A 17,027-nucleotide genomic window follows, 5' to 3' on the forward strand; every position below is an offset into this window, starting at 1 on the left:
GGGGAGTTTGAATGACTTTCGTCAAAAACTAAATTTAAGCGAGCTTAAATTCCTAACATTTTTTCAACCGCTTTAACATTGGTTGAGTGAACATACTTAGAAGTGCGAAGATCACGCATTCTTTTAGCAGGTTTTTTAGTCAAAATGTGGCTTCTATAAGCAGCACCTCTTTTGATTTTATTTTTACCTACTTTGAAGCGTTTAACAGCACTTTTAACGCTTTTCATTTTTGGCATGTGTATCCTTTGGATAAATTTTTTCATAAAAGAAAGCTATCATTTTACTATAACTATGCTTTAGAAAAATTAAATTTTTATGACACAACCTGTCACAAGGATTTAATATGATTTTATTAATTTTATAAAATCCAATAAAGGAGTCAAATGGCAATAGTAATTGGTATTATAGTTATGATAGCTACTGCTATATGGGCTATAGTTTGTGGTACTTTTTGGGCTTTATTTTTGTTTGTAGTGTGGTGCGTTATATTACCAAGTTTATTTTTAATAGAAAAATACGGAATTATAAATGTAGCAGTTTCTTATGTGCTAATTTTAGCAGGCGTAGTAGTACTTGCAAGGATAATTAAAAGTAAACAATACTAAAAACCTTGACAATACGGGGGGGGGGTATTGATATAATAAAAATTTAAATTGAAAGGAAAAAGATGGCATATAGATATGACAAAGATTTGGAATTTTTGAGAAACTTAAGTAGCGAAGAATTAAATGATTTTGTTAGTATTCTCACACATGATAAAGATAATACTACAAGATTTACGGAATTAATAACAGTAAATGAGTTGTATAAAAAATTCTATCCTGATCACAAACAGTATTTAGATTTAATTTTAGATGAGTTTCAGTGTTTTGGGGGAAACACCTTTGCAAATATCTTAAGAATGGGAAAAGGTGTACTTTATAAAGAAATTTTATGCGATGTAGCCGATAAACTTAAAGTTAATTATAATAAAAATTCCGATACAGAGATAATAGAAATAAATCTTTTTATGAAAATTTTAGAAAATTCTTTAGACCAAATGAGCAAAGAGCAAATCAAGGAAATTTCTCAAGAATTAAATTTAAATTTATCAACTTTTACAAAACAATCTACAATGGCAGCAATGCAATTTTTAATAAAACAAGGTGGTTTCAAAAGCTATCAATTAATAGTTATTGTTGCAAATGCCATATCAAAATTAATTTTAGGCAGAGGATTGTCAGCTGTAGTTAATGTGAGTTTAACAAAAGCGATGAGTATTTTTGTTGGTCCTATTGGATGGGCAATAACAGGGATGTGGACTGCAATAGATATAGCAGGACCTGCTTATAGAGTAACTATACCAGCTGTTATTCAAATAGCATATCTACGACAAAGTTATAATATGAAACAAAACAACCAAAAACTATTATAAAAGAGACCACTATGATAGATAATAAAGAACTTATAAACGATTATGAACTTTTAGAAAATGATTTGAAAGAGATATCACAAAGAGAACAACTTAAAATTAATATAAATCAAAACTTAGAAGAAGCCTTGCAAGAACTAAAAAACATAGAAACACAACTACCAAAAGAGCAAAGTAAAAAACTTTTTGAGCAATGCACCCAAAACGCACTTGATGCTATAACAAGTCATTTTGGATTGGCTGCTATTGTTCTAGATTCTCAAGACGGTGGTAATGTAAGCACCACACATAATGCCAGGAAAGATATATATGCCAACGAAAACGATAAGCAACAATATGAAAAACGTGAAAAATACTGTTCAAAAAAATATCATAATGGGGAATACAATAAAATAAATAATAAACTAAAAAAAGAAATAGAAGAGGGAAGATTATATGATTATGCAACTGGAAAGATGATTAAGCCAAAAGACAATACTCAGCTAGATCATGTTGTTTCAGCCAAAGAAATTCATGAAGATCGTGCAAGAATTTTAGCTAATGCTGATGGTGTATCTTTAGCTAATACACCTCAAAATCTAAAAAAAACAGATGCTAAGATAAATAATTTTAAAAGAGATAATAGCGCAACAAAAACTTTAGAGAAATTAGAAGGACAGATACAAATATTAACCGAAAAAGAAATAAAAAATGGAAAACTATCCTTAAAAGATCAAAAAAATATAGAAAGATTATTGGATATGCAATGTAAAATTGATGGTGAAAAATTTATAGAAGAATATAATCATCAAAAAAAATATATTGATAGTGAAATTGATAAAATTTACTATACAAGCCTAAAACCTTACAAAGAAGCTTTGATAACCGGAGCTAAAGACTCTACAAAAATGATTGTATATTCAGCACTTGGAATGATTTTAAGAGACTTTTTCAAAAGCTTAATGATAGAAATTAGAAAAACATTTAAAGAATTTGGAAACGAGAGTTTTAGTGATATATTCAAAAGATTTAAAGATAGAATCCATTACATTTGGGATGATATCAAAAAGAAATGGAAAAATATTTTTGCAAGTTCTTTAGAGGCAGGAATTCAAGCATTTTTATCTAATTTAGTTGTATTTGCTATAAATACTATATTTACAACTTTAAAAAGAATAGTTCAAGTTATTCGTGCTGGCTTTACTTCTTTATATAATGCGATAAAAATTATTATAAATCCTCCAAAAGATATGCCTAAAGAAGATATATATTTTGAGGCCGCTAAAATTTTTACAGCAGGTATTATCGCCTCACTCACAATGCTAGGAAGTGAGGCGATAAATAAATGGCTTATAACTATACCTGGGCTTAATGTTTTATTATCTTTACCTATACCATTTACGAGTGAAACTATAGGTGATGCAATTTCATTAAGTATAAGTGCTGCTTTTGGAGCTATTGTTAGCACTATTGTTGTTTTTTATATGGATAAATGGAAAAACAACTCCAAAATAGGAAATTTACGATTACAGCTTGTTACTCAAAGTGGTGTTATTTTAAATTGTAAAATAGCTCAAACATGGCTTATGCTAGATGATGCATATATTTTTTTAACACATGCAATAAATTCTATAAAAGAAAAGAATTTAATACTACAAAACAATCTCACTCAAGAGCTAAATACTTATAAAAAGATGGACGAGGAAAGAAAAACTAAAATATCTAATCTGAAGAAAAAGATTCTTGATCTAAAGGAATTGCATGATTAGTTATAGTAAAAGTAAACATAAAATTAGTATAATAAATTCACATGAATGTTTAACAAAAACAAATACACCTAATAAAAATGCAAATTCGCAAGAAGTAGCTAACATACTTAATAATAAAATTCACAAAGCTTCTAAAAAAATCATAGAGGCAAAAAAAGTTGCAAAATTAGCTAAAAATACTAAAAATACTTTTTTGGAAAATATGGCAAAAAATATACCTTTTGCTGGAATTTTTATTGATAGTGAAGAGATTAAAAAAATAAATATTCTAATAGAATTAAACATGATGAATATAGAGGCTATTGAAGCACAAAATGATTTAATTCAAGAAGTTATAAAACTCACATGTTATAGCATAGAATTTATAAATGACACAATCAACGATCTACAATTAATAATTTCCAAAACAAATGAAAATTATAGGACTAGCATTACAGAATTATCTTATGATACAAATGAAATTTTAGAAATATATAATGAACTTACAGATATTGTAATAAATCAAATGCAAGATCATACAAAACATTTTCAAGAAATTCAAATAAAAATAGAAAAAAATGAAGATGAAGTAAATCTAATTAAACAACAACAAAAAAACTTCACCGAAACTATTGAGTTACAAGAAAATAAAATAAACTCACTTAATAAAGATTTACTATTATCTTCAAAAAAAATCGACAATTTATCAATGCAACAAAATGAATTTATGCAAAAATATGAAAACCAAATAGCAAATTTATCGAAAGATATTATGCAGGAATTGGAAAATATAAAAACTGTAATAAAAAAACACGAAAATCTATTAGATAATAATATATTAAAAATAGTTTCTATTACATCTTTGGGGATTGCAATAATAGCAATTTTATTGCAATATATACAATAAACCATGCTAAACAAACTACCCCAACTTTTTTCATTGCTTTTTAGTTATAAATTAAACATCTTTAACATCATCTCAAAGCCAAAGCAAGCTTATACTTACACCAAGTTTGCTTTAGAGCTAAAAGAGCTTTATGAAAAAGAAAACGACAAAACCGAAGCTGCTTTTATCATCCTAGATAGAGTACTTAAATTTAAAAAAGAAAATCCTGATGATTTTAATGATTTTTTAAAGCTTATTCAAGAGCTTTTAACTACCTATGAAAACGATCCAAAAACAATCAAACAAAACATCAAAGATTTGCTAAAATAAACAAAAATAAAAAAGGTTGTATATGGAAAAAGACAAGCTTTCTACGCGTTTAGTTTCTATACTGCAGTGTTTAAACAATGGCGAGCGTTTTAGCTTAGAAGAGCTTGCGCAAGAATTTAATGTCAGCATTCGCACTATACAAAGAGACTTGCATGAACGCCTTGCTTTTATCCCTATAAAAAAAGAAAATGGAAAATACTTTTTAGAAGGCTATGTTTTAGGAAAATTAAGCTTTAAAGATATACAAAATTTTGCTATTTTAAGCGGTATAGATAGGCTTTATCCTAGTTTAGATAAAGAGTTTTTAAACGACTTGCTTAATGAAAAAATCAATAAAGCCTTTTTAGTCAAAACTCAAAGCTATGAAACACTTGATAGAGAAATTTTTGAAGAACTAAGCGCAGCTATCATAGCAAAACACTCCATTAACTTTCACTACAAAGAAAAACACAGAAAAGCTAATCCATACAAACTCATCAATATTGACCACATATGGTATCTTTTAGCAGATGAAAACGATACTTTAAAAACCTTTACTTTTTCTAAAATCGCAAAACTAAAAGTAGAAAAAAAAGAAATTTTTACCCCAAAAGAAGAGTTTTTAAAACAAATTCAAAAAGATCAAAGTAATTGGATTAGTAAAGAAAACAAAGAAGCTATTTTAAAACTTGATAAAAAAGCTAAAGAATATTTCTTAAGAAAAAATGCCCTTACTAAATACGAATTTATAAATGAGGATGAGAATTTTATTTACATCAAGGCATTTTATACCTATGATGATGAGCTTTTAAATTTAATAAGATATTGGATACCATATATTAAAATAAACAAACCTATTGTTTTAAAAGAAAAGCTTTTTAAGCAATTAAACGCATATATGCAAGATTAGCGTTTTTTTAATACATAGAGTTGTTCTTGTATATGCGTAGAGCGTTTAGAAAGGTTTCTACTGGCTCTAAAGGCATTGTATTTTTGCTCAAGCACAAAGCATTCTCCAAGACTTTGAAGTCTTTTTGTGAAATTTTCTTTTTTTACAAAACCCTCGCAATTATAAGAAAGCAATACAATCTTAGCTTTTAAATCATTTATCAAATCAAACAAAGCATCTTCAGCTTTTTTTTCTTTGTTAAAAGCACTGCGGTTCCAGTCTTTTGGTATGCCAGAAACCTTTGAAATTTCCTTTGGCTTTTTATAATTAGCGATTAAATTTAACATAAAATAATTTGATCCATAAGGGTGTTGATTATAAGGTGGGTCTAAATACGCTACATCAAAGCTATCAAGCTCTTTAGCTAAAATATTTGCGTCTTTTTGAAAAACCTCATACTCACAAGTAAAATTTGAAAAAATAGGCATTTTTAAAGCTATATCGCCTTTTATACGACTAAGTGCGTTTGCTCCATTTCCTCCAAATTTTCCCACTCCATTTTTATCTTTATAAAAACCTTTAAAAACCCCGCTTGTATTTGCATGCACACTTGCTTCATAAATAAGTGGTGCAATGAAATATTTTTGAATTTCTTTTGGCAGGCTTGAAATTTTTTCTCGCATAGAGTCTAAATACATAGCGTTTTTAAGCGTGTAAAAAACTCTTTCATTCTTTTGGATATACTCATCATCATTTGGTGCATAAAGCTTGCTTATAAAGCCTTTTTTGAGTTTTAAATCAGAAGTTAAAAAAGCATAATGTTTTTGTAATTCTTGTAAAAATTTCGCGTTTTGATTGCTTAAATAACACTCATTGATGATTTTAGAATAATCTTCCAAATCATTTGCCATGATAAAACTCGTATAAGGCTTCACAAAACGCGAAACTACCCCAGAGCCACTAAATACATCACAAAAACTAAATTTGTCTTTTTTAAGCTCATTTTGTGCGAATTTAAAGCCTTGATTTAAAAACTCGAGCAAAGATCTTTTATTACCAAGATAAGTTATGATTTGTTCTTTTAAAAATTGCGGATTTTCTTCTAGCATAAGTTTAAAATACAAGCCTCAAAAAGGCTTGTGATTATTTTTTCTTTTTAGGAGTTACTAGCATATTTACATAGCGTCCTTCGAGTAAAGGCTCTTTGTCTCTATCTGCTATATCTTCAACCATTTGCCAAATTTTTTCAAGCAAAGCTACCCCTGCTTCAGGAGAGCCCATCTCACGACCTTTTAAAAACACTCTAAATTTCACATGCTTGCCTTGCTCTAAAAACTCGCTTGCATGTTTGACTTTATAATTAATGTCATTTTGAGCGATTTTCACAGAAAGTTTGATTTCTTTTATATCAATAACTTTTTGTTTTTTCTTTGCTTCTTTTTGTTTCTTTTCTTGTTGATAACGGAATTTTCCATAATCCATTATCTTACATACAGGTGGTTTGGCTTCAGGGGCTATCATCACCAAATCAAGCCCTAGTCTATTTGCTATATCTAGTGCTTCATCACTACTAATAATGCCATAAACCTTGCCATCATCACCTATACATCTGATCTCATCTGCTTGAATTTCTTCATTTAGCAATACTTCTTTTTCTTTACTCAAAAGCGTACCTCACTTAATTTCTCCTTTGTTAGGGTTATAAATTCATCTAAAGTCATTGTTTTTTGTTCTTTTGCTCTTCTATCTCTTAAAGCCACACTTTTGTTTGCTACTTCTTCATCGCCTAAAACAAGTATCATAGGCACATGTGCTTTTTCGGCTGTGCGGATTTTTTTATTTAAGCTTTCATTTTTATTATACACTTCACTATCAATGCCAAGTTCTAAAAGTTTTCTTGCTATTTCTTTTGCATACTCATGATGATTTTGCGAAATAGGCACTATAGCTACTTGAGTTGGTGCTATGAAAAATGGCAACTCACCCGCACAATGCTCTACTAAAATTCCTATAAATCTTTCAAAAGAACCCAAAATAGCACGGTGAAGCATTACAGGTTGTTTTTTCTCATTATCTGCGTCTGTGTATTCGAGTTTAAAACGGCTTGGTAAGTTAAAATCTACTTGTATAGTTCCACACTGCCATTTTCTTTTTAGCGCATCAGTGATTTTAATATCGATTTTTGGACCATAGAAAGCTCCACCACCCTCATCAATACCATATTTTAAACCTTGCTCGTCTAAAGCTTCTTTTAAAGCCTTTGTAGCTATATCCCAAATTTCATCATCGCCTATTGCTTTTGCTGGGCGTGTTGAAATTTCCATTTCATAATCAAACTCAAAAGCTTTCATCAAAGTATCGACAAAGCTTAAAATTTCTAAAACTTGTTCTTTTATCTGACTTGGCATACAAAAAATATGCGCATCATCTTGAGTGAATTCTCTTACCCTAAAAAGCCCGTGTAAAACTCCACTTTTTTCATGGCGGTGCACCACGCCGTATTCAAAAAATTTCAAAGGTAAATCGCGATAACTTCTAACATCACTTTGATAAATTTTAATATGTCCTACACAATTCATCGGCTTAATGCCATATTCTTGCTCATCAATTTGCGTAAAATACATATTTTCTTTATAGTTTGCATAATGCCCACTAATTTTCCACGCATCAGCTTTTAAAAGTTCAGGCCCACGCACAGGCTCATAGCCTCTTAATCTATGTGCTTTATATAGCAAATGCTCTAATTTGCTTCTTAATTTTGCACCATTGCTAAGCCATATAGGAAGCCCACCGCCTATTTCATCATCAAAGGCAAAAAGTTTCATTTCATTACCAAGTTTTCTATGATCTCTTTTTTTAGCTTCTTCAATGATTTTTAAGTATTCATTTAAACTTTCTTTATCTGCAAAGGCAGTACCATAAATTCTTGTGAGCATTTCTCTTTTTTCATCACCACCCAAATACGCTCCCGCTACACGAGTAAGCTTGAAAAATCTTAAATATCTAGTGTTTGGTACATGAGGTCCACGGCATAAATCTTCAAATTCGCCTTGCTTATAAATACTTACTTTTCCATCAGGAATTCTTAGTAAAACTTCTTGTTTTAAATCATCATTAGCAAATTTTTCTTTAACCTCAGTCTTTGAGAGTTCATATTTTGTGATGTCTAGCTTTGCTTCAGCTAGTTCTTTCATTTTCTTTTCGATTTTGCTTAAGTCTTCTTCTGAAATCTTACTATCAACTCTAAAATCATAATAAAACCCATCTTCTATCACAGGTCCTACGAAAAATTTAGCCTCTGGATATAAACTTTTAATCGCTTGAGCCATTAAATGCGCACAAGAGTGGCGGATAACTTCTAAACTTTCTTTAGAGTTATCAAAATAAATCGGAGTTAAATTTGTATCATTGTTAAAACTTTGAGTATCTACCAAAGTTTCATTATTTGCATATGCAATTATATCTTTTGTCATTTCTACCCTTAACACTCACTAACCTTGTGAGCTTAAATTAAAATATAAGACTAATTTTAGCTATGAAAAACTTAAACTTTTTTTAAATAAAGGATATTTTTATATTTCAAACACCTGTTCTTGATATATCTAAAGTACCACTCATAAAAAGGTATAAAAATACAAAACCTAAAATTATCCTATAAATTCCAAAAGGTATGAAGTTTATTTTGCTAATTAATTTTAAAAATATTTTAATTACTATAAAAGCCACTACAAAAGCTGTTATAAAACCTATGGCTAAAGGAATGAAATTATTCATATTGCTTAGAACTTGTGGTTCTTTATAAATGCTATAAGCTGTTGCTATAATCATGGTAGGAATTGCAAGCAAAAATGAAAATTCAGAAGCAACTTTGCGATCAAGTCCGAGCAATAACCCACCTATGATACTTGCTCCACTTCTTGAAGTACCTGGTATAATAGCAAGAGCTTGAGTTAAACCTATCAAAAAAGCTTGTTTATAACTTACCTCATCTAAAGAGTGGATTGTATAGTCTTTTTTTCTATGTTTAAGTTCTATGATGATAAAAACAATCCCACCAATGATTAACATAGTAGCCACGGTATAGCCATTAAATATTTCTTTTAAAAACTTATATGCTATAAAACCCACCCCACCTGCAGGCAAAAAGCCCACAGCAAGTTTTAACCAAATATCAAGTTTTTGAGTTAGTTTTTCTTTAAAAATAAAAATCACCGCTAGTATAGAACCAAGCTGAATGATGATGAAAAAACTTCTCCAAAAATCATCTATATTTAAACCCAAAATTTCGGCACCTAAAATCATATGTCCTGTAGATGAAACAGGTAAAAATTCTGTCAAACCCTCGATAATTCCTAAAATCAAAGCATAATAATAATCTAAATTCATTTTTTAAGTACTCTTCTTGTAAAAATTAGCATGATCGCTACAAACACTACAAAACCTATAATCCCATCGTCTTTAAATGAAGTTGCAATAGCAAGTGGATCTTCAGCTCCACCTCTACTAATAGAAAGCACAGTTAAACCAGCTATTAATACTCCAAATAAACTCTCACCCACTATCAAACCAGAGGCAAATAAGGTTCCTTTTTGCTCATGCTCTTGAATAAGTTCTTTTTTATGAGCATTTTTAGCATATCTTTGCTCCAAACGCTTTTTGATTAAATACGCTAATAATCCGCCTACAAATAAAGGCATATTAACAGCAGGTGGTAAATATATACCTATACCCACGGCTAAAGGTGGTAAAGACATATTTTTCTTTCTTAATAAACGATCGACGATGATTATACCAACGCCCACAAAAGCTCCCGCTATAATATAACTCCAATCGATATTAGCATTAAAAATGCCTTGTGCTATAGTACTCATCAAATTTGCTTGTGGTGCAGCAAGCGCATTTGCCTCATCCATTCCTTCTCTTGGCATTGCACCCACAAAACCATAAGCTTGGTATAATAAATTTAACACAGGAGCTATAGCCAAAGCTCCAAACACACAGCCTATAATCAAAGAAACTTGTTGTTTCCAAGGAGTTGCACCTACTAAATAACCAGTTTTTAAATCTTGTAAATTATCATTAGAAATAGCAGCAGTTGCCAAAATAACACTGGTAGTAAATATAGCAAAAGCAATAGCAAATTTAGACATTAAAGGATCGCTAAATAAATCTACTTGATAACCCAAAAGTAAAATAATCAAAGAAGAAATCATAATCCCAATTAGTCCTATACCTGAAATAGGAGAAGATGATGAACCCACTAAACCTGCCATATATCCACAAGCAGAAGCTACAAAAAAGCCTATAAAAATAGCTACTAAAGTTCCTACCAAAGCAAAAAGAATTTGATAGCCACTTGCTAAATTTGAATCGGCCACAAAAGCATAAAATGAAATAAACAAACCTATACACATAAGCACAAATAAACCTAGCATAGCTTTTAAAGATAAATCCATATCTTTAGGATCTTGTGAGAGGTTTAATGAAGTTTTTTTAAGCATATTTTTCATGCCATCATATACAGGCTTTGCAAGTTCTATTAAAGTCCATAATGCTGCTATGGCAATAGCTCCTGTACCTATTAAGCGTACTTTTTGAGCCCAAATTTGATTAGCTATATCAAGCGCACTTAAGCTTGCATCAAAATTTTCTTTAGCAGAAAAATATGGCACAAAAACCATCCAAGCAAGCACCATACCCACAAGCAATGCAACACCTCCGGCTATACCTACTAAGTATCCAGCACCCAAAAGCGCCACTGAATAGCCCATAGAAAATCCAAAAGTCATTTTTTGCCAAATAAATGCAAAACTACTTCCACTTGAAAGTAGTTTAAAGCCACTTGAAAAAAGGCTTACAATAGAAGCTAATACTACACCAAGTGTGATTTCTTTTAAGCCCACCTTTCCTTTTTTATCAGCTTGATCTTTATTGGCCACTTTTAAAATTTCAGCAGCAGCCCTTCCTTCAGGATAAGCCAATTTACTCTCTACTACCATAGCTCTACGCAAAGGTATAGTAAAAAGCACGCCTAATCCACCTCCGCAAAGACAGAGCATAAAGGTAAGCCAAAGTGGAAATTCAAACCAATACCCACATATAAAAAGACCCGGTATAACAAAAATCACAGCCGAGAGCGTACCTGCAGCTGAAACTTGAGTTTGAACCATATTATTTTCTAAAATATTAGAATCTTTAAAGATTTTTAAAACAGCCATTGCAATTACAACAGCAGGAATAGAAGTAGAAAAAGTAAGACCAACTTTAAGCCCCAAATATACATTTGAGGCAGTAAAAATAATCGTTAAAATACTTCCTAGTATTATACCCCTAAGCGTAAGCTCCGGTAGTGAGTTTTTTGTATGCATTTTGTTTCTCCATTTTTATTGACAACCTTCACATTCTATAGTTCTATCAACCACATCATCATTTACTTTTTGACTATCAGGGCTTTCGCTTCTTAGATAGTAAGTTGATTTAACACCTAATTCCCAAGCAAGTTGATAAATTTCATTTAAATATCCACCGCTTGCTTTATCTAAAGAAACAAAGATATTTAATGATTGACCTTGATCAATCCATTTACCACGAATCGCTGCTGCTTTTACTAAGATTTTTTGATCAAGCTCATAAGCAGGAGTATAATACTGCCAAGTATTAGCGCTTAAATTTGGCACCACAGTTGGTATCATACCACTTAAGTTTTGCTCAAACCATTTTCTTTTATATACAGGCTCAATTGTTTGAGTAGTACCCACTAAAATCGAGATAGAAGAAGTTGGTGCTATAGCCATTAAATAACCATTTCTTATACCATCTCTTTTTAGTTTTTCTCTTAATTTTTCCCAATCACACTCGCTTTGATCAAACAAACCTTCACTTGCGGTAAGTTTTTTAGCATTTTCATTTGCTACATCAATTGGCACTATACCTTTACTCCAGTTTGATCCTTCAAAGTCAGGATAGCTTCCTTTTTCTAAGGCTAAATTTGAGCTAGCTAAAATTGCCTCATAGCTAATCATCTCCATAATACGATCAATTTTTTCAAAATGCTCATTAGAACCCCAATAAATTTGAGCTTCAGCCAGCATTTGCGCTTCACCCATTACACCAAGTCCTATAGCGCGTGATTTTAAGTTGGTATTTTTAACCTTTACATGGGGATAAAAATTCAAATCAATCACATTATCAAGCATTCTTATCGCCGTTGGTACTATTCTTTGGATATCTTCTTTAGTGTTGATTTTACTTAAGTTTATACTTGCTAGATTGCAAACTGCTGTTTTTCCTTCGTTTTTATATTTTTCTACTATGTAAACTTTTTTACCATTGATACTATCTAAAGTAGAAACTTTCTTAGCAAGTTTTTTATACCCTCCATCTATTGTAAGCTCTTCATCCTCGTCTAAATGAAGCTCTGTTTTATCATCAAATACGATTTTAATTTGATAATAGTTTGGATCTGTATTTTGAAAAATTTCTGTACATAAATTTGAACTTCTTATAATTCCTGCGTGGGAATTTGGATTTGTTTTGTTTGCACTATCTTTAAAACATAAAAATGGCATACCTGTTTCAAAATAAGATAAAAGTATTTTTTTCCAAAGCTCTTTTGCATCTATAATTTCTTTAGCTATGCTTTCATCTTTTTCAAATTCTTCGTATTTTTTTTCAAATTCTTCACCGTATAAATCGCATAAACTTGCTGTATCAGCAGGATCAAAAAGCGTCCATTTACCATTTGCCCTTACTCTTTTCATGAACAAATCATTAATCCACAAAGCAGGGAAAAGTTCATGCGCTCTTCTTCTTTCTTCGCCAGAATTTTTACGCAAATCTAAAAAGTCATTAATATCCATATGCCAAGGTTCGATATATACAGCAATCGCCCCTTTTCTAGTACCAAGTTGATCAACAGCAACGGCTATGTCATTAGTGATTTTTAAAAATGGTATGATCCCGCCTGCTGCGTTTTTATGCCCATCTATACTTCCACCCATAGCACGCACCTTAGACCAATCCCAGCCTATGCCACCGCCAAATTTAGATAAGAGTGCCATTTCTTGATAGGAATCAAAAATCCCTTCTATATTATCAGGTGTGCTTCCTATATAACATGAGCTTAATTGGTGTCTTGTAGTTCTTGCATTTGAAAGGGTTGGAGTTGCAAGCATTACTTCAAAAGTTGAGATCAAATCATAAAATTTTTTAGCCCAAGTTTGAGAATCTAATTCATTTTGTGCTAAAAACATCGCAATAGCCATAAACATTTGTTGTGGTAATTCTATAGGCATACCTTTAGAATCTTTAATCAAATACCTATCATACAAAGTTTTTATACCAAGATAAGTAAATTGCAAATCACGCTCTGGCTTGATATAAGCATTAAGATCATCTAAATCATATTTTTCTTTTAGGCCGATTAAAATCCTACCTTCTTTTTCGCCTTTTTCAAGGTATTCTCTTAAATGCTTATACCCATTATAACCACTTACTTTTTTATATAAATCATACAAAAACAATCTTGCGGCAACAAAGGTCCAATTAGGTCTATCAATATCTATTTTATCTACTGCTGTTTTTATAAGAGTTTGTTGGATTTCTTCTGTTGTTATACCATCACGAAATTGAATTTTTGCATCTACTTCAAGCTCACTTTGACTTACATTTTCTAAATTTGCCACCGCGTCGGTAGTATATTTTTTAATCTTAGAAACATCTAACTCTTCAGTTCTTCCATTTCTTTTTAATACTTTCACTCACAACCCCTAGTTTATTATTTAAAAGTTCTTTCAAAAATTTTATCTACATTTTTAGTATAGTAGTTATAATCAAAGCAATTTCTAATATCTGCTTCACTTAAAGAATTTTTCAAATCCTCATCAGCTAATAAAGCTAATAAAAACAAACTCTCGCCTTTTTCATTTAAAGCAGGCTTACCATTTTGTAAATCAGCCCAAACTTTCATAGCATTTCTTTGAACAATCTTGTAAGCTTCTTCTCTGCTTATACCTTTAAATGGAAGTTCAAGCAATACTCTTTGAGAAAATACAAGCCCTCCAGTTAAATTTAAATTTTTCATCATATTTTCTGGATATACCAAAAGCTTTTCTACCACACCGCATAATCTTGAAAGCATAAAATCAGTCGTGATAAAAGCATCAGGTAATACAAATCTTTCTACACTAGAATGTGATATATCTCTTTCATGCCACAATGCTACATTTTCTAAAGCAGGTGTTACATAAGCTCTTATCATCCTGCAAAGACCGGTAATATTTTCACTCAAAACAGGATTTCTTTTATGAGGCATAGCTGAACTTCCTTTTTGTCCTTGAGAAAAATATTCTTCAGCTTCATATACTTCTGTTCTTTGAAAATGGCGGATAGCAACAGCAATTTGCTCACAACTTGAAGCTAAAATAGCTAAAGCCGAGATAACTTGTGCGTAACGATCTCTTTGTATAACTTGGTTTGAAACTGGTGCTGGTTTAAGATCTAAATTTTTACAAACTTCTTCTTCAAATTCAAGTGGAGCATGAGCAAAATTTCCCATAGCACCACTGATTTTTCCATAGCTAATCACTTCTTTTGCATGAATAATTAAATCTTTTGCATGAACTAGCGAATCATACCAAATAGCCAAAACTAAACCAAAAGTTATAGGCTCTCCATGAATTCCATGACTTCTTCCCACCATTAAGGTATTTTTATGCTCATATGCTCTTGTTTTAATCGCTGCTAAAACTTGATCTAAATCTTGCAAGATTAGTTCCAAACTATCTTTAATCTGCAAAGCAACTGCAGTATCAATACAATCTGAACTTGTCATTGCATAATGTACAAAACGACTTTCCTCACCTAAGCTTTCACTTACACTAGTTAAAAAAGCGATAACATCATGTTTGGTAGTTTTTTCTATTTCATCTATTCTTGCTATATCAAATTTTGCATTTTTTATAATTTTTTCACAATCATCGTCTTTAATAAGACCAAGTTTATTCCATGCTTTCACAGCAGCTAATTCTACTTTTAGCCATGCATCATATTTTGCTTGCATGTCCCATTTTTTAGCCATGATTTCTCTACTATATCTTTCAACCATTTTCAAGACCTTTTTTTATATAATTTTTTATGAAAAAATAGTTTGAATTTTATTATAAATTACCTAAGAAAGTTATTAAATGGCATATATAAAAAAGAAACTAGCAAATAATGGAAAAAAGGCATTTAGACTACTTATGGATGAGTTGAAAATTTCTATGCGTGAAGCACAAAAACTCATTGATAAAAAAAGATTATTTTGTGATGGAAATTTGGTAGAAGAAAAAAATAAATTTTTAAATGGTTTAGTAGAATTAATCATATATGAAAACAACCCCAAAGGATTAGAAATAGTTTTTGAAAATGAAGATTTTGCCATCGTAGAAAAACCAAGTGGAGTACTAACTCATCCTAATGGGCGCAATTGTACTTATAGTCTTTGTGATGAAATTTGGCATTTATGGGGTGAAAAAGCTTGCGTAGCTCATAGACTAGATAAAGAAACAAGCGGACTTTTACTCATAGCAAAACATAAAAATACACAAATTGAGTTAAAAACTATGTTTGAAAAAAGATTAGTGCAAAAAAGCTATCTCGCTCTAGTAAAAGGAAAAACTAAAAAAGAATTTATAGTAGATAAAAGTATGGATTTAGCTAAAGACTATGATACAGTAAAAACTAGGATGCATATTTGTGAAAATGGTAAAGAAGCTTTAACACAATTTTATACTTTAGAATATTTTGAAAATTTAGATGCTAGTTTAGTTTTAGCTAAACCTCTAACAGGAAGACAACACCAAATAAGATTACATTTGTTTCATGTGAAACATAAAATTTTAGGTGAACCTTTATATGGTTTAGAAAAAACACAAATAGAGCAAATATTAGATGGAAAAATAAGTGATATAAAAAGAGCTCAAATTACAGGTGCTAAAAGATTGCTTTTACACTCTTTTAGCTTAGAATTTACATATAAAAATCAAAAATTTTTGATACAATCTCAAAAAGATATAAAAGGTGAATTTTTGAAAAATCTACCTTAATCTTTTTCTAATTTTAAAACCTTATCAGTTTGGATTGCAACTGCAATTTGCTTAGCTGGTTTACCATAATCTCTACAATAATCACAAGATTTATAAAAATCTTGAGAATAAAATTCAAAAAATCTTTCTTTAGAATCCTCTAAATTTAAAAAATCACCATTAAATTCTTCAAGTCCTTTTAAGCGTGACAAGGAGCTTGATATAGGACAAACAAAAATAGCTCCTTTAGGTGCTAATTGTTTATTTTCTAAGCCCTCAGATGTCATCAAACTTACACATGGCATTTGACAATTACGATAATTTTTGATTATATCTTCTTTACTTCTACCGCGTTTATAAATTTTTTTCAGGATCACTCCAAGTAGAATTTTCGCCACTAGAGTTCATAGAAAATGGAATTTTATTTTCTTTTAATTTTCTTAGAATGCTTTCTTGTTTTAGTGGAATTTTTAAATTTGGCGATCTTTTGTAGTCTGAAATTGTAATTTTTCTAACCTTATTAGATTTTTTTAACTTTTTCATCAATTCATCTTTAAAATCAATAGTTGCATTAGTAACTAAAGAAAAAGTTAGTATTTTCTTTTGAGCATCTAAATAATCAATCAATTGTGGTAAATCTTTAAACAACAGGGGTTCTCCGCCTATAATTCTAACTCTTGCAATAGAATCTACTTTAGATAAAAGTAGATCTAATGATTCCATAATGCCCTCTAAAGTA

17 protein-coding genes are annotated in these 17,027 nt (G+C 30.6%); 7 read left to right on the forward strand and 10 right to left on the reverse strand.

Annotation, left to right across the window (positions count from 1 at the left end):
* Window positions 1–44 precede the first annotated feature (44 nt).
* A complete protein-coding gene (gene rpmI, locus L8W56_RS01605; protein WP_039617094.1) occupies window positions 45–236 on the reverse strand; it encodes a 50S ribosomal protein L35 in 192 nt (63 codons plus the stop codon).
* Between the two features lie 147 nt (window positions 237–383).
* Here rpmI and L8W56_RS01610 point away from each other — a divergent pair, with 147 nt between their 5' ends.
* From L8W56_RS01610 to L8W56_RS01635, 6 genes are all read left to right on the forward strand, one after another.
* The gene (locus L8W56_RS01610; RefSeq protein WP_263659198.1) at window positions 384–605 is read left to right on the forward strand and encodes a hypothetical protein; all 222 of its coding nucleotides are present in this window, start codon (window positions 384–386) and stop codon (window positions 603–605) included.
* A gap of 62 nt (window positions 606–667) precedes the next feature.
* A complete protein-coding gene (locus L8W56_RS01615) occupies window positions 668–1,414 on the forward strand; it encodes a DUF3944 domain-containing protein (RefSeq protein WP_263659199.1) in 747 nt (248 codons plus the stop codon).
* Between the two features lie 11 nt (window positions 1,415–1,425).
* Window positions 1,426–3,159: a hypothetical protein gene (locus L8W56_RS01620; RefSeq protein ID WP_263659200.1), complete on the forward strand. Its 1,734-nt coding sequence runs from the start codon at window positions 1,426–1,428 to the stop codon at window positions 3,157–3,159.
* Window positions 3,152–4,045, forward strand: a complete 894-nt coding sequence (locus L8W56_RS01625) for a hypothetical protein (RefSeq protein WP_263659201.1) — start codon at window positions 3,152–3,154, stop codon at window positions 4,043–4,045. Before L8W56_RS01620 ends, L8W56_RS01625 begins: the two co-directional genes overlap by 8 nt.
* 3 nt (window positions 4,046–4,048) lie before the next feature.
* Complete coding sequence (locus tag L8W56_RS01630) at window positions 4,049–4,354, forward strand: hypothetical protein (protein WP_263659202.1); 306 nt, start codon at window positions 4,049–4,051, stop codon at window positions 4,352–4,354.
* A 22-nt stretch (window positions 4,355–4,376) separates the two neighbouring features.
* Entirely contained in the window at window positions 4,377–5,243 is an 867-nt protein-coding gene (locus L8W56_RS01635) for a helix-turn-helix transcriptional regulator (protein WP_263659203.1), read from the forward strand.
* On the opposite strand, the gene L8W56_RS01640 is transcribed toward L8W56_RS01635, so the two are convergent.
* The 7 genes from L8W56_RS01640 to purB form a co-directional block, all read right to left on the reverse strand.
* A complete protein-coding gene (locus L8W56_RS01640; protein WP_263659204.1) occupies window positions 5,240–6,331 on the reverse strand; it encodes a DNA adenine methylase in 1,092 nt (363 codons plus the stop codon). The genes L8W56_RS01635 and L8W56_RS01640 overlap by 4 nt on opposite strands.
* Window positions 6,332–6,365: 34 nt before the next feature.
* A complete protein-coding gene (infC, locus tag L8W56_RS01645) occupies window positions 6,366–6,887 on the reverse strand; it encodes a translation initiation factor IF-3 (RefSeq protein WP_039617082.1) in 522 nt (173 codons plus the stop codon).
* Complete coding sequence (thrS, locus tag L8W56_RS01650; protein ID WP_214126685.1) at window positions 6,884–8,695, reverse strand: threonine--tRNA ligase; 1,812 nt, start codon at window positions 8,693–8,695, stop codon at window positions 6,884–6,886. Before thrS ends, infC begins: the two co-directional genes overlap by 4 nt.
* Before the next feature lie 106 nt (window positions 8,696–8,801).
* The gene (locus L8W56_RS01655; protein WP_263659205.1) at window positions 8,802–9,608 is read right to left on the reverse strand and encodes an undecaprenyl-diphosphate phosphatase; all 807 of its coding nucleotides are present in this window, start codon (window positions 9,606–9,608) and stop codon (window positions 8,802–8,804) included.
* On the reverse strand, window positions 9,605–11,590 hold the full coding sequence (locus L8W56_RS01660; protein ID WP_263659206.1) for an OPT family oligopeptide transporter: 1,986 nt from the start codon (window positions 11,588–11,590) through the stop codon (window positions 9,605–9,607). Before L8W56_RS01660 ends, L8W56_RS01655 begins: the two co-directional genes overlap by 4 nt.
* Window positions 11,591–11,605: 15 nt before the next feature.
* A complete protein-coding gene (locus L8W56_RS01665; protein WP_263659207.1) occupies window positions 11,606–13,981 on the reverse strand; it encodes a ribonucleoside-diphosphate reductase subunit alpha in 2,376 nt (791 codons plus the stop codon).
* Window positions 13,982–13,998: 17 nt separating this feature from the next.
* On the reverse strand, window positions 13,999–15,327 hold the full coding sequence (gene purB / locus L8W56_RS01670; RefSeq protein ID WP_263659208.1) for an adenylosuccinate lyase: 1,329 nt from the start codon (window positions 15,325–15,327) through the stop codon (window positions 13,999–14,001).
* A 79-nt stretch (window positions 15,328–15,406) separates the two neighbouring features.
* On the opposite strand from purB, the gene L8W56_RS01675 reads away from it, so the two are divergent.
* Window positions 15,407–16,309, forward strand: coding sequence for an RluA family pseudouridine synthase (locus L8W56_RS01675; RefSeq protein WP_263659209.1), 903 nt, complete (start codon window positions 15,407–15,409; stop codon window positions 16,307–16,309).
* On the opposite strand, the gene L8W56_RS01680 is transcribed toward L8W56_RS01675, so the two are convergent.
* The gene (locus L8W56_RS01680) at window positions 16,306–16,686 is read right to left on the reverse strand and encodes a hypothetical protein (protein WP_263659210.1); all 381 of its coding nucleotides are present in this window, start codon (window positions 16,684–16,686) and stop codon (window positions 16,306–16,308) included. The two genes, L8W56_RS01675 and L8W56_RS01680, sit on opposite strands and share 4 nt — an antisense overlap.
* Entirely contained in the window at window positions 16,643–17,011 is a 369-nt protein-coding gene (locus L8W56_RS01685) for a hypothetical protein (RefSeq protein WP_263659211.1), read from the reverse strand. Before L8W56_RS01685 ends, L8W56_RS01680 begins: the two co-directional genes overlap by 44 nt.
* Between the last annotated feature and the right edge of the window lie 16 nt (window positions 17,012–17,027).

This window comes from Campylobacter sp. IFREMER_LSEM_CL1085 (genome assembly GCF_025772235.1).
In the GTDB taxonomy this organism is placed as follows: domain Bacteria; phylum Campylobacterota; class Campylobacteria; order Campylobacterales; family Campylobacteraceae; genus Campylobacter_D; species Campylobacter_D lari_D.

What these genes read in the sequence shown, in the direction of transcription:
- L8W56_RS01675 (WP_263659209.1), top strand. Translation starts at nt 15,407, where the DNA reads ATGGCATATATAAAAAAGAAACTAGCAAATAATGGAAAAAAGGCATTT.
- L8W56_RS01640 (WP_263659204.1), bottom strand. Translation starts at nt 6,331, where the DNA reads ATGCTAGAAGAAAATCCGCAATTTTTAAAAGAACAAATCATAACTTAT.
- L8W56_RS01625 (WP_263659201.1), top strand. Translation starts at nt 3,152, where the DNA reads ATGATTAGTTATAGTAAAAGTAAACATAAAATTAGTATAATAAATTCA.
- thrS (WP_214126685.1), bottom strand. Translation starts at nt 8,695, where the DNA reads ATGACAAAAGATATAATTGCATATGCAAATAATGAAACTTTGGTAGAT.
- L8W56_RS01615 (WP_263659199.1), top strand. Translation starts at nt 668, where the DNA reads ATGGCATATAGATATGACAAAGATTTGGAATTTTTGAGAAACTTAAGT.
- L8W56_RS01685 (WP_263659211.1), bottom strand. Translation starts at nt 17,011, where the DNA reads ATGGAATCATTAGATCTACTTTTATCTAAAGTAGATTCTATTGCAAGA.
- L8W56_RS01635 (WP_263659203.1), top strand. Translation starts at nt 4,377, where the DNA reads ATGGAAAAAGACAAGCTTTCTACGCGTTTAGTTTCTATACTGCAGTGT.
- L8W56_RS01610 (WP_263659198.1), top strand. Translation starts at nt 384, where the DNA reads ATGGCAATAGTAATTGGTATTATAGTTATGATAGCTACTGCTATATGG.
- L8W56_RS01660 (WP_263659206.1), bottom strand. Translation starts at nt 11,590, where the DNA reads ATGCATACAAAAAACTCACTACCGGAGCTTACGCTTAGGGGTATAATA.
- L8W56_RS01620 (WP_263659200.1), top strand. Translation starts at nt 1,426, where the DNA reads ATGATAGATAATAAAGAACTTATAAACGATTATGAACTTTTAGAAAAT.
- L8W56_RS01655 (WP_263659205.1), bottom strand. Translation starts at nt 9,608, where the DNA reads ATGAATTTAGATTATTATTATGCTTTGATTTTAGGAATTATCGAGGGT.
- rpmI (WP_039617094.1), bottom strand. Translation starts at nt 236, where the DNA reads ATGCCAAAAATGAAAAGCGTTAAAAGTGCTGTTAAACGCTTCAAAGTA.
- purB (WP_263659208.1), bottom strand. Translation starts at nt 15,327, where the DNA reads ATGGTTGAAAGATATAGTAGAGAAATCATGGCTAAAAAATGGGACATG.
- L8W56_RS01630 (WP_263659202.1), top strand. Translation starts at nt 4,049, where the DNA reads ATGCTAAACAAACTACCCCAACTTTTTTCATTGCTTTTTAGTTATAAA.